Below are 21,850 nucleotides of genomic sequence, written 5' to 3'. Positions count from 1 at the left end.
GAATGCTGTTTGCTCCCCCGACAGGCCAAAAGCGGTTAGAGTATATCCGTATTCGCGTGTAGCAAGCGCAGTATCACAAGAATCGGCGACGGGCGTTCTAATCATCGAACGTAAGGGCTGGGAGTTATGGCGACATGTTATCGCTGCGAAAAGAAGTTCGGCGACGCCTGTGAGTTCGCCCTGGCTAGGCGCCTCTTTTCCGAGGATGAGCTGCCGCCGGCGTTGCGCGGAGGTAATCCAAAGTGCCCAGGCAAGACAGCGTCGGGTAGGGATTGCGGTGCGGAGCTTGTACCTCTTCCTTGCAAGGGACGCGGCGGAATTCCAATCGATGCGAAGCAAATCAAACCTATCGCGTTCGGCGCAGGCGCTGCGGCGGTCATAGCCCTCGCGGTGTATTTTTGGCCTGAAGCGGGTGCTTTGGTTGTAACACCCGAGACCCTGGTTTTTCCTTATTCGGAAGATTTCCGATCCAGTGCGGCGATCGAGATGCGCAACTCGAGCAATCGGCCTGTGGTCATCGACCGAATCGATTTCTCCTCCCCGCTCTTTTCCGCGAGCGACCTGCCGGCAGAGATCCCTCCAGACGGATCAACGACCATGTTCATCCACTTTCAGGGCCGAGATGCAACGACAGTGGAAGGCGACGCGACGCTGCAGAGTGACCTGGAAGGCGCACCAACGAGGGTTCACCTGGTCGCGAACCGCACGCCTTGGTGGGTATATGACAGTCTCGAGCAACAATCGACACTGCTCAGGACAGAGCCATGATCGAGATGAACCTGCGGGCGCCCTCGCACGTGCTGATTGCACTTTTCTTCACGATGCTCTTCCTCACGCCGTCACCCGGCCGGGCCGACGCATCCTATGCGGATCTGCTCCAGTCCCTTTCTTCCCGGCAACCGGTGCTTGAGGCACACTTGTTGGATGCCACGCGCTGTATTGGCGAACGGCTCGATGGCATGATCCAGTTCAACGCACGAAGAGATGCCTGTGGCGAGGACGTCCGCGCCCTCGCCGAAGAGGAGAATACTGACCGAAGGGCGCTGAACCAACTGATGGCGGCCGAGCTAGGGACAACCGCGGAGGCGGTTGGCCGACAGCGCGCCGAACGCTATCTCACCCGATACCCGCGCGGCGTGATGAGGGAGATCCGCTTAGCTGATGGCCGGACGACTTGGTGGGATGGTTATCCGCCCCCCCCGGATATCGACGCTGTCTCCCGGGTGTTGACCCTGGAAGGAGCCAGGATTCAGGCGGAGCCGAGTGCCAGTGCGCCCGTTGTCCGCGACGGCATCCAGCAGTACGAGGCATTCGGTGTTCTGGGCGCTGCCGAGGGTGACGACGGGAACCACTGGTACCAAGTAACCGAGCAGTACGTCCCTCTGGTGAAGCCGAGGGGGTGGTCGCCAAAGGCGCTCGGATGGATCGCTGCGGCGGAGGCTATCCCGTGGCGGCGCGCCGTCGTGATGCAATTCACGAATCCAAGTACTCGGCCCGACACCCTGTTCTATCGCTCCAAGGAGTCGCTGCTCGACCTGATCCGTGCAGAGCCAGGGGTGCGCGCCGAACGCATCGCCAGGCAGCTTGAACAGTTTGGTCGGGCCAGCTCGGGCACGACAGAGGTCATCGCAAGAGAGCCCAAAGTCCACTCCAAGCAGGAGCGTGCCATCTTCTACCCGGTCCTGGATTTTTACGACCGAAGCCGTTCCCTGGACCTGCGGGTGGACAACTCGGAGGTTCGGCTGCTTGAGGTCGCCGCTCGCACAAGACCGGGTGGCTCAGATAACCGCGGCGGTGCGGGCACGGTCTCGATCGACATCGTATTCGTCATGGACACCACCCAGTCGATGGCGCCCTACCTGCGTGACGTGATCTCGGCAACTGAGCAGTTCGCGAACAATAACCGGGCAGTGGATCTACAATTTGGGTTCGTTGGTTACCAAGACGCGGGCCGTGGCTTCGATTACGAGAGTCATGCATTTACCAGCCACACGCTGGCGGTCGACGAATTCCTTCCTATGCTGCGTGATGTCAAAGCAGTAACAACCATCGTCGACGACGACTTTCCGGAAGCCATGCTGGAGGGTATAGAGCGCGCGCTTGAGGAAACCCGTTGGCGTGAGAATGCAGTTCGCGTTCTCTTCCTGGTTGGCGACGCGCCTGGGAAAGAGACATCTGAATTAACGGTACGCAAAGTATGGGACAAGGCGAACATCCGAGGGGTGCGCATTTATTCCTTCCACATTCCGGGAACGATATCTAAGGCCCATGACCCCGAATCGCGGAAGCAGTATAAGGCATTATCGGCTTTCTACGCCGGCCCCCGCGGTTCTACCGATCCTCGGTACTATTTCACGTCAATCGACGCGAACGGTCCTGGATTTACCAAACTTGTGCTCGAGCGTTTCGAGCAGTCGCGCGAGGATATTGAAAGTGTCGAGCAAAGTAGAGAAACCGGTGAACCCCTTCCTGAAGCCCCCCCAGGCTCGTTGTCCGAGTTGATCTTCCAACAAGCGAGCTTACTGCTCGCCGACCCGCTGTTGCCAGAAGGGGAGATTACTGGGTGGGTGGCAGATAAGGTTCTCACCAGCCCCAGTCACTATGCGCTGGAACCGATGGTGCTGCTGAACGAAACAGAGCTCGACGAGTTGGCCGCCCGTGTGAAGGAACTCAAAGAAGTGGGAGAGAAGGCATTGCGCGCTGAGGACATTACGACCATAGACTTCTGGGATATGCTCCGGACCAATACACGGATGACCATGGTCGATCCAACGGCCGTCGATTTTCGAGACGCCTTTAGCGTTCCGCTGGGCATCGACCAGCTACCCTATGATAGCGAGATCATGCGCATGCATCGTGATGAGTTCAGAAACAAGGATAGAGTTCGGGACTTTGTAAGTAGTATGTCGAGAAGACTCGACTACTATGAAGATCTTCGAAGAAGTCGGGCCAATAAGGATATCTGGACGATTCTGAGCCTCGGTGCCGATCAGCGTGTTGTTGCCGTACCGTTGGACCAATTGCCGTGAACGTCGCTCCGCCCGAGGATACAATCAGGCTCAGAATCAGGGGCATGGAAAAGCTGCGCGGGGTAGGCGTTGCGCCTGTCCTGATCCAGATCCCCCGTCTCGATCTGGCGCCCGGGGAGTTCGTCGCGATCATAGGCGACAACGGTAGCGGTAAAAGCACCCTGCTTGACTTGATTGGACTTATTCTATCGCCGGACCGTGTGGAGGAGTTCAAGTTGAGCTGCGACAAGGCCCTCGTCGATATAGCCGGCGCTGACGACTTGGCTCGATCGCGACTACGTCGCCGATGCCTTGCTTATGTCCTGCAAACTGGCGGACTTCTTGAGTTCCTGACCCTGCGCGAGAACATTCAACTCGGCGCCAGACTCGCTGGGAAGCCGGCGGAGCACGTCGATGTGATTACGGAAGAGCTTGGTATTTCCTCCGTCCGGAATAAGCGCCCGGGGCGCGTCTCCGGAGGACAGCGGCAGTTGGCGGCGCTGGCCAGAACGCTGGTGCAATCGCCGCCGCTCATCCTGGCCGATGAGCCCACGGCTAGTCTTCACACCCACAACGCGACACAGGTTTTGGTGAGGTTTCGGGACCTCGCCAGAGGCGCTAGATCTTCGATTCTGATGGTCACACACGACCTCTCGCTCGCAAAGACCGCAGATCGAGTTCTCGCATTTCAGCCCGTCGATGTCGGCACTGGACCATTGAGGTCGGTGCTCCAGACTCAGCCGAGCGCAATCCGGGGCTAGGTCATGCCGCTCGGTGACACGTGGCATATCTCCCGTCTCGTTGTCCTCGACTTGCGTTACGAATGGATCTTGTCGCTATGCATGATCCTCGCCTTGGGTGCCGTATTCTCTCCTCTGTTCATCCTGCTTGGTCTACGAGAAGGGTTGGTCGGCAGTATGCTCGATAAGTTGCGTCACGACCCTGAAATCCGATTGGTTACGCCGAAGTATCCGATGTCCCATCCGCTATCCGAGCAATGGCTGCGCGAATTGCGTGTGGTGGCCGATATTGTTGTCGCTGCCCGAACCTCAGGGCTCATGCTCGACGTGGAGCAGATTCCGACACCGGTGAATGCGGTGCCGGTGATCTCTGAGGAACCTGTTCTGACGCAGAACCAGATTGTGCTTCCATCCGATGAGATGGCCGTCGTTCTGTCGAGACGATTGGCCGCGGACACGAGTAGCAAGGTCGGTGACGACTTTGTGATCGAGCTTATACGGGATACTGGAGAACAAGAGCGCCATCGAGTATCGCTGCCCGTCATCGGAATTGTACCGGGCAGTGCCTTCGGTGAGCAGAAGCTCTGGCTGCCCTTGGCGTTGTTCAACGAAATCGACCGCTGGCGCGATGGTCAGGGCCTTCCAGCATTTGGACTCCCCGGCGCACCGAGCGGAATCACGGCCGAGTATGACGGGGTCATCGCATTGGTGGACGACTCGCCCGCGGACCCGATGCTCCGCCGCATGCTTGCACGCCGAATGGCCTTTAGCCAACCGCCGACACTCGTGGAAATCCTCCCACGGCAGACCGAGGACACGCGAGAACAACTATTGTGGGAGACCGTGGGCAATCGCATTTCGGAGTACGAGATCTCCGAGCTTGCTGATTGGTACGCGGAAGAGGGCTTTGCCGCGGAGCTGGTGCCCTTTATCCATCCCTTCTCGATCGATTTACGGATAGGAACGCGGACGACGTGCGTGCGCCCCGTGATCTTGCCCCAAGATCCCATCTGCACTTTGCGCCAACAGTCGAATGTTACCTTATCTTGCGTGGCGGTGTCCGCCGTGATGGACGGGCCTTCCGGTAAGGACGCAATGATAGCTTTCATGTCTGGCGCTGGCGAGACCATCGAGGTACCTGTACAGCTCATCCATACGCCCGATTTGCACGCGGGCCGCATTGCGATACCACGCGGTCTTGCAGGGCGTCTCAATGCCGCCCGTCAGCGCGATGCCCGGTACGACGCCCCCACTGATCAATTCCACGCCATCGCTTCTGGAACGCGCTTCTTTCGCGCCTACGCCAGCTCGATCGACAGCCTTGAGGAGCTCGTTGCGTTCATCATCAAACAAGGCAAAGACACCGGTGAGCCCGCATTAATCGAGCCGGCCTCACGCATCAAAGATGTTCGCCAAGTACAGTGGGTCGCTGACTCCCTTAACCAACTTTATCTACTCATCGCGGCTGTGTCCGGCGTTTCTGGCTTATTCGCTGTCGTCGCCAACGTCTACGCGGGCATCCAACGTAACCGAGTGGATCTCGCGTACCTGCAGCTTCTGGGACTGCCGCGCATTGTTCTCATTCTTTATCCATTGTTGAAAAGCGTGTTCCTGGTATTCGGTGCGATTCTCGTCGCACTACTCGCCTTCTGGCTGTTCGATGAGTCCGCCTCTCGTGTCGTCGCCAACATCTACCGGGTAAATGCCACTTTGACGCGTCTAGACCTTGGTGCGGCGGGATTGCTGACGGCCGTCATTCTCGTAAGCGCAACAATTTCCTCTCTCTTAGCTGCTATTGCTGTTCTAAGAATCGAGCCAGGCGACTATATCCGCGAATAATGGGTCGTGGGAGAATGCTTCAGACTGCGACTAGACACCACGTCACGAGAGCATGCGCGTTAACGATAGCTGCCTTTGTGCTGCTTTTCGCGTCTTTCGTAGCTAGTGCCTCAACCGACGGCAGTGCATCCATCACGGTCAGCATACCCGTGCCGGGCGCAGACCCCCTCGTATTCAAATCGGTTTTTCTCGGGATCGACGGAAGCCGGATGTTCAACAGTAGGCACATCCGTTTGGGCTCGAGAGAAGAAGGGGACTCCAACTACAAAACAAGACTGGTCGATACCTTGTTAGCGGGCGGGTTCGTCGCCGAACGCGACGGCACCTTGGAATGGCTCTATTACCTCTCCAGCACTGAGGTCCAAAAAGGCCAGTGGCGGGCCTTTATGATAGAGGAAGACGGCGATAGCCCAGATTCGGCGAAGGGCTGGCGTAAACGCCCGAGACCAGTGGCATCAGCCTCGCGGATGGCTGACGACCGCGAACCACAAACCGGCATCACCATCGCCGAGATTCACCTTTTCATTGAAGCACTTAATACATGGATGTTGTCCCAGCGCCGGAACCAATTACCCTCCTATCGTGGAGCGATGGCATTCGCGCGGTTACCCACTGAGGCGGAATGGGAGTTCGCCGCCCGGGGCGGTCTCGTCACGTCAAAGGCGCGTCCTCTACTGTTTGATAGCCGCCATCCCTATGGGGACGCCATTGCGGCGCACGAGTGGCTCGGTCTCAACAGTGGCGTAGGAGCACACGCTCAGGAAGTCGCGAAGAAAGAACCCAACCCGCTCGGCTTGTACGACATGCTGGGCAATGTCCAGGAGTACACGATCAATCTATTCGGTCCTGAGTATCAACAAGGCCGCTTTGGGCAGTACGCGATTCGTGGCGCAAAATACAACGACACGCCCGCTAACGTCTCCGTTGCGAGCCGGACTGAGGCACAGCCGTATTTTGACGACGGTACTCTGCCACGTGAAGACTGGATCGGCTTTCGACTCGCCCTTGGCACCGCGATCTCCGCATCCCACGGCGGCCCTGCCGAATTCGATCGAGCTTTCGCCGCCTACGCCAGAGAGAACGGGTTGCCGCATCCTGGCCCCACAGGCGAGAGCAGTCCAGCGAGCCAAGCGACGCAAGATGCCGTTCGGCTACTTCAAGAGGAACGCGAGCAACTCCGCAGAGACAACAAACGCTTGTCCGCCGAGCTAATGGCACTCCAGCTCGGTGCGTCGGCGGGGCCCGCGCCATCTGCGCAAGCTCATAACGTCGATGCGTTGCGAACCGCAGAACGACGCATCCAGGAGTTGCAGCGTGAAAGAGATGCCTTGCAAGCCACGCTGGGGTCTTCCACCGACCAGCGCCGACGCCTTGAGGCGGCATTGCGCACCGCAAATGAGCGCAATGCCGAAATGGAAGCGGATACTTCTCAAGTAGCCACGCTACGAGACCGCCTATCTGAACGCGAAGAGGAGTTGGCCAGGCTTCGCGACCGCGTTGCACAAGTCGCTACACGTTCGGAGTATGGCAGTGAGGACGTCACTCACCACTCGGTAGAGGAAAAACAGCTAGGAGCACTCGTCGTAAGCCTTAAGTCAGAACTCAAACAACGCTCATCTTCGAACATAGAACTTTCATCCATGAACGATCAGCTGCGGGATACCATCGCCGGCGCTCGTCGGGAGATCTCTCATTTGACTAGAGAACGTGACGCCCTCAAGAGCGAAGTCACCGAACTCTCGGGGCAGAACGCAGCTTTCAGGCCGGATATGGAAATCTTGAACTCCGAAGCGGCAACACGTCTTCTTGCGGATAAGGAGAAGGAGCTTGAGCGTGCGCGACAGAGAATCGCGATAAAGGACCAGGAGATCGTCAAGAATCTGGGTCGCGTTCGCTTCGGAGAGCGCCGGTTAGTCGAAGCCCTGTTGCGCCAAGCCAGCGCCAACGCATACCTGGGTTTTCGATCGTTGGTGCAGGCCGAAGAAATTTTGAAGTTGCGACCATCTCCAGTGCGAGATAAACGGTATCTTGAAAGGCACAACGAAGGGCAGCAGATGGTTCGCGATTATTGGAGGATCGTCGTCGAGATCGCACAAGATACAGATCCTGCTCTATTCGATGCAGTGAAGCGCGAGGTTGAAGATTGGCTCGCGGATAGAGAGGAATCCGGGGATCCGGGAAGACAGCGGCGTTCTCTCGATATGATTGCTAGACACGTGAGTATGGTAAGAGGTGGAGTGACGCTTAGGCCACCGGACTTGGTGAGAAGCTTTACGCAGCAGCCGGAGTTCCGTTAACCATGGCATTGGCTCGGAGAAGGGCTACGGATAAGGGAATCCAAGCAGCGGCTGCGCGAACCTAGGCTCGCGCGACCGCCGAGTCGAGAGCCGGTGCGCTCTTATGACGTTACGAGCGAGAATGAATCCATGCAAAATTGCGGTTTCTCCGGTGCGCACGGTCATCCGATGGTGGGCGCATTTGCTGTTTGCTTAATGCTTGCCGCGTTAGCCGCGTTATCCGGCTGTGCGTATCAGCGCTACATGGACGAAGAGCGTGGACGGGAGACGTCTTTAAATAGCCAGCTTCGCCAAGAGAAGGTCACGACAAGAGGACTTGAAGCGCGTTCATCCGAACTCGAAAGATCAAGAGATCAGAAGCGGCGCGAGCTACAGAAGTCTAAGGCATTACTTGCTGCTAAGCGGGAGCAACTCCGGAGACTTCCCCCGGTTGCTTCGATTCCCGCTGCACCCAATCGGGAAAAGATTGCAGCAGAGAATAGGCGGTTGCAGTCAGATATCGCGACGCTCGAATCAGAGGTCGCCGCCAGGCAACAAGAACTGAATACTTTAACCCACTGACCTTTTCACAACGAAGATACGAGACACCTGACCATGAAAAGTAGATTTGCGATGTCGGCCTCGGTGGCCTTTATGGTGGCGATCACTTCCGCAGGCTGTGTGACCACGGAACTCGGAAGCACCAGCCCGCAGAACCCGAAAGAAGAAGAGATTTTCCTTCAGGCCGTGATGGCGGGAACGGCGATTGGAGCGGCCGCCGGCGGGGCCATCGGTAACCAGGTAGCAGGGAAAGACGAGCGTACGCAAGGAACAATAATCGGCGCGGGCATTGGAGGATTGGTGGGGAATCTAGCTGGTCGAGAAGTAGCGAGGCAGCAACTTTTGACCTACCGCAATCTGCGGCTCAGCAACGATTCGATGGAGCAACTACTCTCCAGCGCCAAGGCTTATAACAGGCAGGTCGCCGATTATAACAAGACGTTAGAACGAGAGATCGCGAGCCTGGAACGCCAAGGCGCAGCGCAACGCGCCGAACTCGCGAGAGCTAATCGCGACGTCGCGGAGAAGCAGCGTCAGGGTGTCTTGGCGCAATTGAACAAGCGTAAGCAGTTGGCGGCGACCTTGGAGCAGGGGCAGCAAAGAGAGTATCGAAGCACCATTAATACTTTGCAAGCTGAAAAGGATCAACTCGATGCCGGCATCCGTCGTCTTGATTATATAGAGGAACGAGTGAAAGTTGGCAGTAGAGTTCTCCTACCTGTTGAGAGGTCACCCGCATAGGCGTCTTCGGGGGCGGTGTTTGTCAAGGTAGTTGGCGCGTAACTATTCAGGACCCTGGCCAGACAGAGTGTTAGGTGCGTGAGCTCGCGCTATGCCTGAGCATAGCGACGCAACCACCAGCGCCGATTCCGTGAACGCGGAAATCGAGCAGCTGCGCGCGCAAGTCGCCGAGCTGGCCGCCACGTAGGGAGGCATTCTCCGCGGCGAGGCCAAGCTGCTGCGCCGCCAACTGGTGCGCCGCTTGGGGCCGCTCCCGGCCTGGGTCGATGCGCGTCGGGATGGCGCGGGCGAGCCGGGGCTGGAGACCTGGGGCGAGCGGGTGCTCGACAGCACCAGCCTCGCGGATGTCTTCGCCGAGCCCAACGGCCCGGGCCCGGCGGATTAGCAGAGTGCGGACCTCGCGCCGATGTCGGCGGCTCGATGGCTGGTGAATGTCGGCGGTCGTCGGCGATACCATAAGCGTCGCTGCGGTGCCGGCAGCCCCGGCAACCGCTGCAACGCCGTACCGATATGACCAGATCAGCTCGCGCCGTCGCTCCGCGGCGCTGACGGAGGCACATCATGAGCGGGATGCCGGCCGCCTATCGCAACATCATTGAGCCGCTGATTGAGATCGCGCGCGGCATCGTCGAGACGGGCGAGACCCTCTCGCACATGGCCTTCGTCGGCAACCTCCGCACCGGGGAGACGAAGATCGTGCCCATGGTCACGCCGTCGGACCAGGCGAAGGATGAGGCGGCTGCCATGCTGCGCCATGTGGCGCACCTGCTCCAGGCGGACTTCGTGTTCGTGATCATGGACGCCTGGACGTTGCCGTCGGACAAGGTGGCACGCTACCAGGAGATCCTGGACGAGTACGGCTCCATCGGTGCCTCTCCGTACCGGATCGATGCCATCGCGTTCAATCTGGAGACGCGGCACGGCATGTGGTGCGCGCAGGTGCCGGTGAAGCCGAAGGGCGTGTCGAAGCGCAAGAAGACCTTCGGCGAGCCGCAATTCCAGCTCTTCGACGGGGTGCAGGGGCGTTTCGCGAACCTGCTGCCGGTGGCAGACGACGACCATGTTGCCGCCGGCAAGCTGCACTGAGCGCATCCGGCACGCTTCTCCAATCCGGCGCTGACGGCCGGACCCCGCGACTGCACCGGGGCGCAGAGCGCCCCGCAGACGCGCGACACCGCCGGAGCGTTGTCGCGAGTGAAAGCCCCGTCGCATCTGTGACGATGAGAGGCGCGATTTCGATTTCGATACCGATTTCGATTTCGATGGAGACGGCAAGGAACCCCTGCTGTAGGCGCGACCGCGGAGTGTGCCACTTGTTTTTGTGAAGCGTTCCTTAGCCTCGGCACTTGGGCTATCGCTCTGCCGTGCCCGTCGGCCGGCGCGTGGATGCGATGGCCCCTGCTCAACCATCGCGGTTTCGGTATCGTAGCCGCCACTCAAGCATCAGTAGAGGTGGTCAGGCCCCGTGGCGAAGAACCGCATTGCAACCAAGTCTCAGGCCAAGGCTCGCCCCGACGCCGCGCAACTGCGGGCGATCGAGCGGTTGCTGGAGGATGGGCAGCACGAGGCCGCCCTGCGCAGGATCGGCGCTGCGTTGCGCCGGTTTCCGGATCATGGCGGACTGCATCGCGCGCTGGTCGAGGCGCTGGAGTACACCAAGGGGGCTCGCGTCGCCGAGCTCGCCGCGTTTGCGTGGGCCGAGCGGCGACCGAACAGCCTGCCGGCACAGGAGGCCATGCTCGGGTTCGCGGCGCGCCACGGTCGCCTGCTGCTCGCCGATTGGACTGCCGAGAAGGTGCGCGCGCTGGGTGGGCGGACGCCGGGCTTTCCGCTCGACCCGGGCCTGATCGAGACCCTGGTCGGTCAGCTCGGCGCCCGCGACGCCGACGTCGATGCCATGGTCCGCTCCGAAATCGGCAGGCTGCACCTCGAAGCCAAGGATTTCGCCGGCACCTTGCACTGGCTGGACGGCGTCGAGATACCGTCCGCACGCAACAACCGCGCGCTGGCGCTGTTTCACCTCGATCGCGCCGCCGAGGCGCTGACGGTCTTTTTGGCCAACTGGGAGCGTGAGCCCGGCAACGTGTTCGCGCTTGCCTGGGCCGCCCGCCTGCGCCTGTATCAGGGCGCTGCCGCCGGCGCCCGAGCGCTGGCTGCGCCGCTCGCCGCGGCCGACGCGCGCCGCTTCGAGGACGCCTTGCCTCAGATCGAGACGCTGCTGATGCTGGGCGAGGATCAGGCGGCCTGGTCGGCGTTCGAGCGCGCGAGAGCGAAGGACTGGTTCGATGGCGCAGCCGATCTGCAACGGGCGACGCTGCACCACCTCGGTGCCAGCGCTGCCTGCCGACTCGGCGACCTCGACGCCGCCCGCCAGTGGTGGCGGGCTGCCCTTGACGCGACAGCGGACTTCACGCCGGCCCGCCACAACCTCAGTCCATCCGCCGACCTGGCGATCGCGTCACGCCTCCCCTGCATTTTCGAGCGCGATTACCTGCCCCTCGCGTGGAGTACGGCGTTGTTCGCCGATGAGACCAACGGGAGCGGTCAGCTCGATAGGCTCACGGCCGCGAACTGCTACCTGGAAGCCATGTATCTGGGCGGCGCCCCAACGCCGTTGATCGGCATCCTGCTCAAGCGCCGGGCCCAGCAGGCCGATCCGTCGGCCGCCGAGCTGCTGCGGGACTTTGCCCGCTTGCCGCTCGGCACCAAGCATGAGCGCGTCGGCTTTATCAGCGCGCTCGGAGAGCTGGGCTGCATCCGGCCGGGTGAGGCGATTCCGTACTTCGATGGCGAGCAAGTGCGGGATGTCAACGTGATGGGCACCGAGATTCATCGCGAACCCAACGAGAGCGGTTTGCCGCCCGAGCTCGATGCGCTGCTGATCGAGGCCATTAGGTGCTTCAACGAGGATAGCTTCGACGCGGCGGAGCGCCGGCTGAACGACATCCTTGCGCAGAGGCCGGAGCATCCGATCGCGCTCATGAATCTGGCCACGGTGCGCAGTGCCCAGGGCAGGACCGAGGACTCGCTGCGCCTGCTCCGGGATCTGGTCGACAAGCACCCCGACTACCTGTTCGGCCGCTGCAGCCTCGCGCAACGGCTGATCGACCAAAGGCTGAACGACCAGGGCGCGCTCGAAGAGGCGCAGCAATTGCTCGACGGGCTCATGGAGCGCCCCCGGCTGCACATCCAGGAGGTCTTTCTGTTGTGGGGAACCCAGGCCATGCTCGCCACCGTCAGAGGCCAAGAGGCCGCCGCCGCGAGCCTCCTGTCCAGCCTCGATATGCTGGTCGTGGACGACGAGGATGCGCGTCGCCTGGATGACATGAAGGACGCCATCGCCGGGCTCAATCCGATGCAGCGCTTTGCGCAGGTCATAGGGAGCGTGCTGAATGCGGCGCCGGCCTCCGAAGAAGAGCCTTAGGCGATTTCTGTCAAAAAACATACCGCCTGGCTTGTCTTTTCGCCCGCCTTCTGCGTCGCGGCAGCGGGTGCATAGTTCGACTATGCACCCGCTGCCGCTCCTTGAAGGCAGACGAAAATCCTGCGCCATTCGGTACGTTTTTTTCCGGCAATCGCCTTAGTCACCGTTCCATTCATCTCCGAAACGCAGGTTCCGCCAGCCGTTCGTCGCAATCCAAATCGAAATCGAAATCGAGACCGAGATTCCACGCCTTGGCGCCGAGGCTCCCCGACCCGGCAGCGAACGCACCGGAAAACGACTGGGAACGGCGTTCCGCCGGCCCCTGCGCGGGTTTCCCTCCCATTTCCTCGGACTTCCTGCGCCCCGGCGGCGCGCGCATGGGCTACCATCCCCGGTTTCCGCTGCCAGCCGGGCCGACCCGCGACCGCCACCTTGAAGACCGCCAGCATCGCCCATCGGGTCATGGACTTTCTCCGCCGGTGGCCGCCTTTTCAGTATTTCGGTGACGACGAGCTGTTTACGCTGGTGAGCGCCGGGCGCGTGGTCTTCCATGAGCGCGATGAGCTGGTGTTCTTGCAGGGGGCCAAGCAGAAGCCGTACGTCTACGTGGTGCAGCAGGGTGCGGTGCGGCTCTTCGAGCAGGGCGAGGACGGCACGGAGCAGCTCCGCGACGTGCGCGGCGAAGGCGATCTGCTCGGCGTCGGGCGCTTTCTCGGCATCGGCCAGCACGTCTACACCGCCCGCACCGAGACCGATGTGATCCTCTACGCGCTGCCGGCGGACCCGTTTTGGGAGCTGGTGAAGCGCCACCCGCGCGCGAGCCGTTTCCTCGCGACCTATTTCTCCGCGACGCTGCTGCCGCCGGCGCTGGAGCTGCGGGAGGAGCGCGGCGATGAGCTCCGCATTGGCCGGCGCCCCGTGGACTGGCTCGGCCGGCCGGTGGATCAGCCGGCGCGGCCGGCGGAGTGCGCACCGGACACGCCGCTGCGGGAGGTCGCGGCGAGCCTCGCGCTGCGCGGTGGCGAGGCGGCCGTGGTCACGAGCCCGGGCGGCGCGCCGCTCGGGGTGATTACGCCGCGCATGCTGAGCGATCAGGTGGCGAGCGGGCGGCTCGCGCTGGACGCGCCCGCCGGCGCGCTGATGCGCCCGGTGTGTGGCGTTGGTGCGCCCGGGCTGGAGGCCGGTCGCTATCTGACGCGGATGCTGGAGCTGAATGTCGAGTACATCGTGCTGACCGCGAATGGCCGGCCCGACGGCCCCTTCGCCGGTGTGCTGACCCGCCGGGACCTGACCCGGGTGGAGGGCGCGGCGCCGCTCGCGATCATCGAGGACATGGCGCGCGCTCCGCGCATCTCGGACCTTGCCGCGCTGCGGGTACAGGCGGAGCGGGTGCTCGCCGCCGGGCTCACCGGGCCGGATGCGACGCGCTGGCTGGCGCCCATGGCCGGAGCCTTCAACGCGGCGGTGCTGCGGCGGGTGGTGGTCCTGGTGGAGGGCGCGCTTGCCGAGCAGGGGCTGAAGAGCCCGAACCTCGACCACTGTTGGGTCTTCTTCGGCGCCGCCGCCCGCAACGAGCTGTTCACCCGCCACGATCTCGATCATGGCCTGATCTATGACGACCCGGACCCGGATCAGGCGCGCAGCGCCCGCGCCTACTTTCTGGAGCTCGGCCGGCGCGTTAGCGCGGCACTCGCGGCCTGCGGCTTTGTCACCACCACCAAGGTCATCAGCGCCGGGCAGCCGAGCGCGTGCCGATCGGTGGGGGAGTGGGAGCAGGCCTTCAGCTTCTGGATCCAGGACCCCATCGAGAGCTGCGTCTATCGCGCGACCTCGATGTTCGATCTGCGTCCGGTGTACGGAGACTGCCGGCTCGTGGAGCGTCTGGAGCGCCACATCTACGGCGAGGAGGCGAAGAGCCCGCAGTTTGTGCCACTCTTGCTGCGCGACTCCATGGCCAACCTGCCGCCGCTTGCCTTCTTTCGTGGTCTGGTCGTTGACGATGGGGGCGGCTATACCGAGGTGCTCGATGTGCAGCGCGCGACGCTCCAGCCCGTGGTGGACATCGCCCGCGCGCTGGCGCTCGACGGCGGGCAGCAGGCGCCGACGACGCTGGACCGGCTCACGGTGCTGAGCCCGGAGGACGACAAAGCGGCGCTCCTGATCCGCGAAACGGCGGCCGCCTTCCGCACCGCGCTGTATCATCGCGCCCGCACCGGCTTCACCACCGGCACCGACGGCAGCCGCGTGGACCCGGCCAAGCTGACGCGGCTGGAGCAGAACCTGCTCAAGACCGGTTTCCGCACCGTGCTGCGGCTGATGGAGTACACCGGGCGGCGCTACGGGCTGACGCCGCGGCGCTGATTGCAGGCGCCGCCCCCGCCGCTTGGCGCGCGTTTTGCTCCAAACACTGGATATTTCCTGCCGTGCGCATCGGCCGCGGCGCTTGGCCTATGGACCTCGCATGACCGAGCTCAGCACAGAGCCGTTGGCGCGCGCGTTGGCCGCGTACCGGGCGGCGTTCGCCGACACCTTGCCGGACACGGCCCCGGACACGGCCCCGGACACGGCCCCGGACACGGCGCCGGCCGCCGACGTGCGCTTCGTCGTGCTCGACTGCGAGTCCACGGGCCTTGACCCGCAGCGCGACCGCATTATCAGCATCGGCGCGGTGGCCGTGAGCGGCGGCGGGATCGACTTGGGCGACACGTTCGAGGCGCTGCTGCGCGTGCTGCACAACACCGCGGCGACGCTCGTGCACGGCATCACCCGCGACGAGACGCGTGCGGGCGTCGGCGAGCCCGAGGCGCTGGCGGGGCTGCTTGAGTATCTCCGGGACGGCGTCATCGTCGGCCATCACATCGGCCATGATCTCGCGATGATCGACGCCGCACTCGCGCGCCATGGCGCGCCGAAGCTCCAGAATCGCCACATCGACACCGGCAAGCTCGTGCTGCTGCTGGAGGCGGACGGCGCCTTCGCCGGCCAGCCTCCGCTCGATGACCTATCCCTGGACGGGCTCTGCCGGCGCTTCGACATCACCCCATACGACCGGCACACGGCCCCGGGCGACGCCTTTCTGACCGCGCAGGTCCTGCTGCGGCTGCTGCGGCTCGCGGCGCGGCATGGGCGGGAGAGCGTCGCGGCGCTGGCGAGCGAAGTTTGAAGTTTGAAGTTTGAAGGTCGAAGGGTGAAGGGTGAAGGGTGAAGGGTGAAGGGTGAAGGGTGAAGGGTGAAGGGGGAAGGGTGAAGGGTGAAGGGTGAAGGGTGAAGGGTGAAGGGTGAAGTTTGAAGGATCGCAGTTCCTGGATTGCTTGACGGCGCCGGATGTTTGAAGATTATTCAAATTTCAACTGGCGTCGGACTGGCGAGGTGCGTCGGGATCGAAATCGAAATCGAAATCGAACCGAGTGCCGACCGATCCCGATCCCGATTTCGATTTCGATAGCGATGAACCCACGACTCGTCGGTCCGAGGCGAAGCCTCGCTAGCCCCTAGCCCCTAGCCCCTAGAACATCCAATGAGAACCTTCAGTTGTCAGGTCTGCGGTCAACCGGTGTATTTCGAGAACACCCAGTGCAATCACTGCGGTGCGACCTTGGGCTTCCTGCCGGATAAGCTCGCGCTGTCCGCGCTCCAGCAGGGTGACGACGGGCTTTGGCGCGTCCCGGTCATTCAGTCGGCCTCGCTGGCGCCGCCACCGGCCTCCAAGGGGCGGTTCGGCGGCTGGTTCGGTGCGCGCTCGGCGCGCCCCGTTGGTGCAGCCCCGCCGCCCGAGCCGGGGCGCGCCTATCGCAAGTGCGCCAACTACGAACAGCACGACGTCTGCAACTGGATGGTGCCGGCGGACACCGACGAGGCCTTCTGCGCCGCCTGCCGGCCGAATCAGGTGATCCCGAACCTGGCCCGCCCGGGGAACCTCGACAAATGGTTCCGCATCGAGCGCAGCAAGCGCCGGCTGGCCTACAGCCTGCTCCGGCTCGGCCTGCCGGTGCGCACCAAGGCGGAAGACCCCGAGGGCGGGCTCGCCTTCGCCTTCTTGTCGAGCCAGGACGCGACGCCGGAGCCGGTCATGACCGGGCACGCAAGCGGCCTGATCACCATCAACATCGACGAGGCCGACGCCGCCGCCCGCGAGCGCATGCGTGTCGACATGGACGAGCAGTACCGCACGCTGCTCGGTCATTTTCGGCACGAGATCGGTCATTACTACTGGGATCTGCTGATCCGCGACGGCGGCCGGCTGGAGGGCTTCCGCGCGGTATTCGGCGACGAGCGCGAGGACTACGCCACGGCGCTGAACGATCACTACGCGAACGGGGCGCCGCCGGACTGGGAAGACCGCTTCGTCAGCGCCTATGCCGCATCGCACCCCTGGGAGGACTGGTCCGAGACCTGGGCGCATTACCTGCATATCGTGGACACGTTGGAGACGAGCGCGCATTTCGGCGTGCGCATCGAGCGCCGGCTGCCGGACGGCTCCGTGCAGCGCTCGGACCCGGACTTCGACCCCTACACCATTGACGATTTCGAGCCGATCGCCGAGAACTGGCTGCCGCTCACCTTCGCGCTCAACAGCTTGAGCCGCAGCATGGGTCAGCCGGATATGTATCCGTTCGTGCTGTCGCAGACGATGATCGAGAAGCTCGGGTTCGTGCACCGGGTGGTGCGGGAGAGCCGGGTACGCGATTGAGGCGGGGCGGTTTGTGGGCCGGCGCGTCGGGCCGGAGAGCCGACCTCCAGGTCGGCTACGCACTCACGCGATCAGTGCATGCCGCTCTGTCGTTGTGTTGACCTGGAGGTCAACACTCCAGTCAAGCGCCCGCGGCTGCGCGACACCGCTGGAGCGGTGTCGCGAGTGGACGAGCTGGAAAGCTCGCTCGGCGCCGGCACCGCGCGGTTAGGCGGCAGGGCCAGCCCCGGCGCGCATGGTGCGTGACAACCGACCGAACAAGGCCCGCCACGCGGCCTCGACATCGGCTGTCCAGCCGTCGCCCAAGCCTTGGCTCAGTGCCCAGTGCATGGCGTCCTCGAACAGCGGGTAGTGCCCGTCCATCACGCCGTAGCCGACGTGCCGCCCGCCGAGCTCGCGGATATCGGGCTCCAGCGCGTCGAGGTCCGCCAGCGACGCCACCGCCGTGTCCAGCATCGCCAGCAGTTTATGCCCCTGCTCGCGGCTGTCGGTGCGGAACATCCCGTGCAGATCCGGGTGCTGCTCGAAGAGCCGCGTGTAGAACAGGAACGCCGTTTGCTCCGAGATCGGGCGGAGCTGCTCCCAGGATGCCTTGACGGCAGCGATGTGTTCGGGGGTCATCTCATCCGGCCCTCGTCTGAGGTCGATGCGGCAGCGTCGGCGGTTCGGTGCCGACTGGTTCTGCGGCAAGTGTATCGGCGAATCGGCGCGTTGCCCGCTGCCGGAGCTGTCTCGGCTGATCCAACTCAATGTTTCGTTCGTAGGTTCAGGCGCTTGAGATAGACGCTCACTCGGGGCGGGCGCCGTCGTCGCCCCGGTGGGGCCAAGTCAGCGCACCTCCGCCGTGCTGCCCTCGATGGCCTGCTCGGGCTCCACCTGGCCGCCTAAGTGCTCGGCCAGGAAGCGCTCGATGCGCGCGTTGGCGTCGAGCCGGTTCTCCGGCCGCGCGAAGCCGTGGCCCTCGTCCGGGAAGACGACATAGGTCACGGGCAGGTCCTTCGCGCGCATGGCGGTGACAATCTGGTCGCTCTCGGCGATTTTCACGCGCGGGTCGTTGGCGCCCTGGAGCACCATCAGCGGGTCGTCGATGCGGTCCACATGGAACAGCGGCGAGAGGCGCCGGTTCAGCTCGGCGTCGTTCTCGACATCGCCGACGCGCAGCACCAGCTCCTTTTTGGCCGGCGCCCAATAGGGCGGGATGGACTCGAACAGCGTGCGGATGTTGGACGGCCCGACGATGTCTACGCCGCAGGCGTAGAGGTCCGGCGTGAAGGCGAGCCCGGCCAGGGCTGCATAGCCGCCGTAGGATGCGCCCATGATGCAGACGCGACCGGGCGCCGTGATGTCCTGCTCGATGGCCCACTGCACGGCGTCGGTGAGGTCGTGCTGCATGGCGCCGACGCCCCACTGGTTGTTGCCGGCATTCAGAAACGCCTTGCCGAAGCCGGTCGAGCCGCGGAAGTTCACCTGCAACACCGCATAGCCGCGGTTGGCGAGCCACTGCGCCTGCGGGTCATAGCCCCATTGATCGCGCGCCCAGGGGCCGCCGTGCACCAGCAGCACCATGGGCAGCGGCTTGGGCGGACGCGCCCCTTCGATGCCGGCCGGCAGGCTGAGGTAGCCGGGCAGCGTCAGGCCGTCGCGGGCGTTGATCTCCACCGGTTGCATGTTCGTGAGCCGGTAGTCCTTGAGCTCCGGGCGCGTGACGAACAACAGCTCCGCCGTCGGCTCGGTGCCGTCAGCGCCGCGGCGGTAGAGGTAATAGCTCATGGGGCCGTCGTCCGGCTGAAAGGCGACGATCCAGCGCTCATCCGCCAGCGTGCGGTCGGCGATGATGATCTCGCCGTCGGCCACGCCGCGCAGATACGCGAAATCCGGCTTGAGGCTGTTATCGAGGAGCCGCCACTCCGGCTTGAGGTAATCGAATTCCACCGCCTGGATGCGATGCTCCGTGGGGTGCAGGATAACGCCCGCCACATCGCTCTTCGGGTCCTGCGCCAGCGTCTGCCGGGTCTCGCCGGTCTTGGCATCGACGGCGAGGAGCCGGGTCGTGTCGCTGCCTAGCGAGCTGGTGACGAAGAGCGTGTCGCCGGACTTGTCGAAGCCGAAGGCGCTGCCGTTCTCGCCGAACGGGAAGCGCAAGAGCTCCCGCCACGGCGCGTCCTCGCGCTCTCGCACCCGCACGATGTCGTCGCCGGTGTCCGGGTCCTTCGCCTCGGCGGCGCGGATGCGGAAGTCGGCGTCGGTGAGCCAGCCGAGCACGTCGCCGGGGTTCTCGGTGTCGAGCGTCACCTCGCCGCTGGCGAGATCGATGCGATACATGTCGAAGACGCTCGGGTCGCGCTTGTTGAGCCCGATCAGCACCTCGCCCGGGTGCTCCGGGTCCGTGGTCAGGTTCTCCGCGCGCACGCCCTCAAACGGCGTCAGATCCCGCGTGCCGCCGCCGTCGAGGTCCACCGCGTACAGGTGCCAGTTCTCGTCCCCGCCTTGGTCCTGGAGATAAAACACCCGCTTGCCGTCCCAAGACCAGCCGTGGAAGCGGATGCCGCGGACCTTGTCGTCCGTGATCTGCCGCGGCTCGGCCGAGCGGTCAACGGGCTGCACCCAGACGTTCAGCACCCCGTCCGCGGACGGCGCGAGCCAGCTCAAGTGCTCGCCGGTGGGCGCGATGCGCGCCTGCGCGCGGGTCGGGTTGCCGAACAGCACCTCGAGCGGAATCAGCGGCGGCTCCGCGGCCCCGGTGGATTCGGTTGCGCTGCCGGCGGCGTGGACGAAGCTCGCGGCGGCGAGCAGCAGGGCGGTGAGCAGCAGAACGAAGATGACGAAGCGCGCTGTTCCCATTACGGGGCTCCAAGTGGTGTCGGCCCGAGCGGCCGGGTGCGCGCGGCAGTTTAACCGCTGCCGCGGCGCTGCCTGAGGGCGGCGCGGACGGTCGCTCGACGGGCGGCGGTGCCGGCTCGGTACCCGGACTGATGGCCGGGTCCCCAGGCGGCCGACTGAAGTCGGCGGCCCCAAACGCGAGCGCGGAGTCGGCTACGAGTTGTAATTGGACCCTTGCCCGGGCGCTCAGCCGGGCCAGCGCCCGGGTTGGGTGGCGGGTCAGCGCCCCTCGGTGTGCCGGCTGCGGAAGTACTCCCAGGCGTCGACGGTGGCACCGTCCGGCAGCGTGCAGGTGCTCGCCGTCAGAGCGTGCACGCCCTTTTGCTCTTCGCAGAACACCGCCGCCGGGTTGGCGAGCTACGTCGTGCTCTGGTGCTCGCCGCGGTAGCGCTCCCAGGCGTTCACGCGAGTGCCGTCCGGCAGCCGGCACTCGTCGCTGTCGCGCAGGTACTCGCCGCCCTGCTCGGCGCAGAACACGGCCGCAGGATTGGGCAGGCCCGTCGGTGCGTCGGTTGCGCCGGCGGGGGCGGCAACGCCCGCGCCGACCCAGATCGCTCCGGCGATGATGGAAAGTCTGACCTTGGCTGTTATGTGTGACTCCAGATGGTTGATGCCGCCGCCAAAGTGCCTGCGTCTCACTGAGCCGGCTGCGCAGTCTCCGCAGTCTCTAAGCTCCTGAATTCAATGAGGCGACGAGAGCGAGCGTTTTTGTTTACCCCACCGCGCGAGGCAGAATCAAGAGCTTGCATGCGCCGCTTGGGCGGCGGCGGAAAAATCCACCCCAAGGGCGTTGGCGGGGATGAAAAAGGGCGGTCACCAGGGGATCATTGTCGTTGTCGAGGCGACCCTCAGAGAGGAGACCCCATGGCGGCCATGACACAAACGAACCTGTTCTCTTGGGACGCGATCGAGGCGCGCAGCGACCTCGACCGGCTCAAGCTTGTGGTTGATCATCTCCCCGACGAGCGCTTGGTGCAATCCCTTGAGGTGATGCGCGCACACGGGCGCGATGACTACCCGGTGCGTGCGATGTGGCATGCCCTGCTCGCCGGCATCGTCTTCCAGCATGCGAGCCTGGAATCGCTGCTGCAGCGGTGAGACCTCCGACCCCGATGCCGATTGGGGCCATCACGAAACCCACGGCATTGATGCCCACACCGGCAAGGCCTGGACGAAGCTCAAGCGCTGGTTCGGCTATGGGCTGCACCTGATCGCCGATACCCAGTATGAAATCCCGGTCGCGTTTGCACTCACGCCCGCCTCGGTGTCGGAACAGCCCACCCTGCGCGCGATGCTCCGCACGACCTTCAGCGAGACCCCGGAGTTGGCCGAGCGCTGCCGCGATTTCAGTGCTGATCGGGGCCTGGACAGCGCCGAGACCAAGGCGCTGCTGTGGGACGACTACGGCATTCGCCCGCTGATCGACACCCGCGCGCTGTGGCGCGAGGAGAAAAGCCTCCCCGACTACGATGCGTCCCAGCCCATCACCCGCCCGCTCGACCCCGCGCGGGCCGACACCATCGTGCATACCGAGAAAGGCTCTCTGCACTGCATCTGTCCAGTGACGCAGGAACAACGCGATCTGGCCTTGTAGGGCTTCGAGGCCGATCGCAACACGCTGTCACTTGTCCGCGCTTGTCCGCAATTTGCGTCTTGCGTTAGTATTCCGCGCGTCTGGCGCTATACGACAG

At 63.6% G+C, this 21,850-nt stretch carries 19 protein-coding genes and 1 pseudogene; 15 read left to right on the top strand and 5 right to left on the bottom strand.

Annotation, left to right across the window (positions count from 1 at the left end; translation table 11 throughout):
* Positions 1 to 126 precede the first annotated feature (126 nt).
* From ML01_RS28995 to ML01_RS18580, 10 genes are all read left to right on the top strand, one after another.
* Positions 127 to 768 (top strand): hypothetical protein, encoded by a 642-nt coding sequence (locus tag ML01_RS28995; protein WP_156427835.1) that lies wholly within the window; start codon positions 127 to 129, stop codon positions 766 to 768.
* Positions 765 to 3,029 carry a DUF1318 domain-containing protein gene (locus ML01_RS18600; RefSeq protein WP_058556898.1) on the top strand — a complete coding sequence of 755 codons (2,265 nt, stop codon included), beginning with the start codon at positions 765 to 767 and terminating at the stop codon, positions 3,027 to 3,029. The genes ML01_RS28995 and ML01_RS18600 overlap by 4 nt, the downstream gene beginning before the upstream one ends.
* A 44-nt stretch (positions 3,030 to 3,073) precedes the next feature.
* Positions 3,074 to 3,769, top strand: a complete 696-nt coding sequence (locus ML01_RS18595) for an ABC transporter ATP-binding protein (protein WP_058556897.1) — start codon at positions 3,074 to 3,076, stop codon at positions 3,767 to 3,769.
* A 3-nt stretch (positions 3,770 to 3,772) separates the two neighbouring features.
* Complete coding sequence (locus ML01_RS18590) at positions 3,773 to 5,587, top strand: ABC transporter permease (RefSeq protein ID WP_058556896.1); 1,815 nt, start codon at positions 3,773 to 3,775, stop codon at positions 5,585 to 5,587.
* Between the two features lie 149 nt (positions 5,588 to 5,736).
* Positions 5,737 to 7,884 carry an SUMF1/EgtB/PvdO family nonheme iron enzyme gene (locus ML01_RS27585; RefSeq protein WP_162268058.1) on the top strand — a complete coding sequence of 716 codons (2,148 nt, stop codon included), beginning with the start codon at positions 5,737 to 5,739 and terminating at the stop codon, positions 7,882 to 7,884.
* A 93-nt stretch (positions 7,885 to 7,977) separates the two neighbouring features.
* Positions 7,978 to 8,445, top strand: a complete 468-nt coding sequence (locus ML01_RS28990) for a hypothetical protein (protein WP_156427834.1) — start codon at positions 7,978 to 7,980, stop codon at positions 8,443 to 8,445.
* 33 nt (positions 8,446 to 8,478) lie between these two features.
* Complete coding sequence (locus tag ML01_RS27580) at positions 8,479 to 9,165, top strand: glycine zipper 2TM domain-containing protein (protein WP_216819226.1); 687 nt, start codon at positions 8,479 to 8,481, stop codon at positions 9,163 to 9,165.
* 241 nt (positions 9,166 to 9,406) lie between these two features.
* On the top strand, positions 9,407 to 9,550 hold the full coding sequence (locus tag ML01_RS28985; protein ID WP_156427833.1) for a hypothetical protein: 144 nt from the start codon (positions 9,407 to 9,409) through the stop codon (positions 9,548 to 9,550).
* 176 nt (positions 9,551 to 9,726) lie between these two features.
* Positions 9,727 to 10,251 (top strand): hypothetical protein, encoded by a 525-nt coding sequence (locus ML01_RS18585; protein WP_058556895.1) that lies wholly within the window; start codon positions 9,727 to 9,729, stop codon positions 10,249 to 10,251.
* 379 nt (positions 10,252 to 10,630) lie between these two features.
* Positions 10,631 to 12,589 carry a tetratricopeptide repeat protein gene (locus tag ML01_RS18580; RefSeq protein WP_058556894.1) on the top strand — a complete coding sequence of 653 codons (1,959 nt, stop codon included), beginning with the start codon at positions 10,631 to 10,633 and terminating at the stop codon, positions 12,587 to 12,589.
* Between the two features lie 172 nt (positions 12,590 to 12,761).
* Here ML01_RS18580 and ML01_RS29695 read toward each other — a convergent pair whose 3' ends face one another.
* Positions 12,762 to 12,968 carry a hypothetical protein gene (locus ML01_RS29695; RefSeq protein ID WP_162268057.1) on the bottom strand — a complete coding sequence of 69 codons (207 nt, stop codon included), beginning with the start codon at positions 12,966 to 12,968 and terminating at the stop codon, positions 12,762 to 12,764.
* Positions 12,969 to 13,021: 53 nt separating this feature from the next.
* Between ML01_RS29695 and ML01_RS18575 the strand changes: the two genes are divergently transcribed.
* From ML01_RS18575 to ML01_RS18565, 3 genes are all read left to right on the top strand, one after another.
* Positions 13,022 to 14,950: a DUF294 nucleotidyltransferase-like domain-containing protein gene (locus ML01_RS18575; protein WP_058556893.1), complete on the top strand. Its 1,929-nt coding sequence runs from the start codon at positions 13,022 to 13,024 to the stop codon at positions 14,948 to 14,950.
* Positions 14,951 to 15,050: 100 nt separating this feature from the next.
* A complete protein-coding gene (locus tag ML01_RS18570; RefSeq protein ID WP_058556892.1) occupies positions 15,051 to 15,752 on the top strand; it encodes a PolC-type DNA polymerase III in 702 nt (233 codons plus the stop codon).
* A gap of 354 nt (positions 15,753 to 16,106) precedes the next feature.
* Entirely contained in the window at positions 16,107 to 17,279 is a 1,173-nt protein-coding gene (locus ML01_RS18565) for a putative zinc-binding metallopeptidase (protein WP_058556891.1), read from the top strand.
* A gap of 207 nt (positions 17,280 to 17,486) precedes the next feature.
* On the opposite strand, the gene ML01_RS18560 is transcribed toward ML01_RS18565, so the two are convergent.
* The 4 genes and pseudogenes from ML01_RS18560 to ML01_RS18550 form a co-directional block, all read right to left on the bottom strand.
* Positions 17,487 to 17,900 carry a globin domain-containing protein gene (locus ML01_RS18560; protein WP_058556890.1) on the bottom strand — a complete coding sequence of 138 codons (414 nt, stop codon included), beginning with the start codon at positions 17,898 to 17,900 and terminating at the stop codon, positions 17,487 to 17,489.
* Positions 17,901 to 18,107: 207 nt separating this feature from the next.
* The gene (locus tag ML01_RS18555) at positions 18,108 to 20,120 is read right to left on the bottom strand and encodes a S9 family peptidase (RefSeq protein ID WP_082674424.1); all 2,013 of its coding nucleotides are present in this window, start codon (positions 20,118 to 20,120) and stop codon (positions 18,108 to 18,110) included.
* Between the two features lie 258 nt (positions 20,121 to 20,378).
* Positions 20,379 to 20,504 (bottom strand): annotated as a pseudogene (locus ML01_RS27575) (DUF333 domain-containing protein); the annotation flags it as partial.
* Between the two features lie 12 nt (positions 20,505 to 20,516).
* Entirely contained in the window at positions 20,517 to 20,798 is a 282-nt protein-coding gene (locus tag ML01_RS18550) for a DUF333 domain-containing protein (protein WP_058556889.1), read from the bottom strand.
* A gap of 225 nt (positions 20,799 to 21,023) precedes the next feature.
* Between ML01_RS18550 and ML01_RS30740 the strand changes: the two genes are divergently transcribed.
* Both ML01_RS30740 and ML01_RS18540 read left to right on the top strand, forming a co-directional pair.
* Positions 21,024 to 21,257, top strand: coding sequence for a hypothetical protein (locus ML01_RS30740; RefSeq protein ID WP_058556888.1), 234 nt, complete (start codon positions 21,024 to 21,026; stop codon positions 21,255 to 21,257).
* Complete coding sequence (locus ML01_RS18540) at positions 21,226 to 21,753, top strand: transposase (protein WP_058556887.1); 528 nt, start codon at positions 21,226 to 21,228, stop codon at positions 21,751 to 21,753. Before ML01_RS30740 ends, ML01_RS18540 begins: the two co-directional genes overlap by 32 nt.
* The last annotated feature ends 97 nt before the right edge of the window (positions 21,754 to 21,850 follow it).

Source organism: Thiohalocapsa sp. ML1 (assembly GCF_001469165.1).
Classification (GTDB): domain Bacteria; phylum Pseudomonadota; class Gammaproteobacteria; order Chromatiales; family Chromatiaceae; genus Thiohalocapsa.
Note: the sequence above shows the minus strand (reverse complement) of the source record. Positions and strands in the feature narration are given on the sequence as shown.

Coding starts and splice junctions, on each gene's coding strand:
- ML01_RS18590 (WP_058556896.1), top strand. CDS start 3,773: ATGCCGCTCGGTGACACGTGGCATATCTCCCGTCTCGTTGTCCTCGAC.
- ML01_RS18600 (WP_058556898.1), top strand. CDS start 765: ATGATCGAGATGAACCTGCGGGCGCCCTCGCACGTGCTGATTGCACTT.
- ML01_RS18555 (WP_082674424.1), bottom strand. CDS start 20,120: ATGGGAACAGCGCGCTTCGTCATCTTCGTTCTGCTGCTCACCGCCCTG.
- ML01_RS18585 (WP_058556895.1), top strand. CDS start 9,727: ATGAGCGGGATGCCGGCCGCCTATCGCAACATCATTGAGCCGCTGATT.
- ML01_RS18565 (WP_058556891.1), top strand. CDS start 16,107: ATGAGAACCTTCAGTTGTCAGGTCTGCGGTCAACCGGTGTATTTCGAG.
- ML01_RS28995 (WP_156427835.1), top strand. CDS start 127: ATGGCGACATGTTATCGCTGCGAAAAGAAGTTCGGCGACGCCTGTGAG.
- ML01_RS18560 (WP_058556890.1), bottom strand. CDS start 17,900: ATGACCCCCGAACACATCGCTGCCGTCAAGGCATCCTGGGAGCAGCTC.
- ML01_RS18570 (WP_058556892.1), top strand. CDS start 15,051: ATGACCGAGCTCAGCACAGAGCCGTTGGCGCGCGCGTTGGCCGCGTAC.
- ML01_RS18540 (WP_058556887.1), top strand. CDS start 21,226: ATGCGAGCCTGGAATCGCTGCTGCAGCGGTGAGACCTCCGACCCCGAT.
- ML01_RS29695 (WP_162268057.1), bottom strand. CDS start 12,968: ATGCGCGCGCCGCCGGGGCGCAGGAAGTCCGAGGAAATGGGAGGGAAA.
- ML01_RS18595 (WP_058556897.1), top strand. CDS start 3,074: ATGGAAAAGCTGCGCGGGGTAGGCGTTGCGCCTGTCCTGATCCAGATC.
- ML01_RS30740 (WP_058556888.1), top strand. CDS start 21,024: ATGGCGGCCATGACACAAACGAACCTGTTCTCTTGGGACGCGATCGAG.
- ML01_RS27580 (WP_216819226.1), top strand. CDS start 8,479: ATGAAAAGTAGATTTGCGATGTCGGCCTCGGTGGCCTTTATGGTGGCG.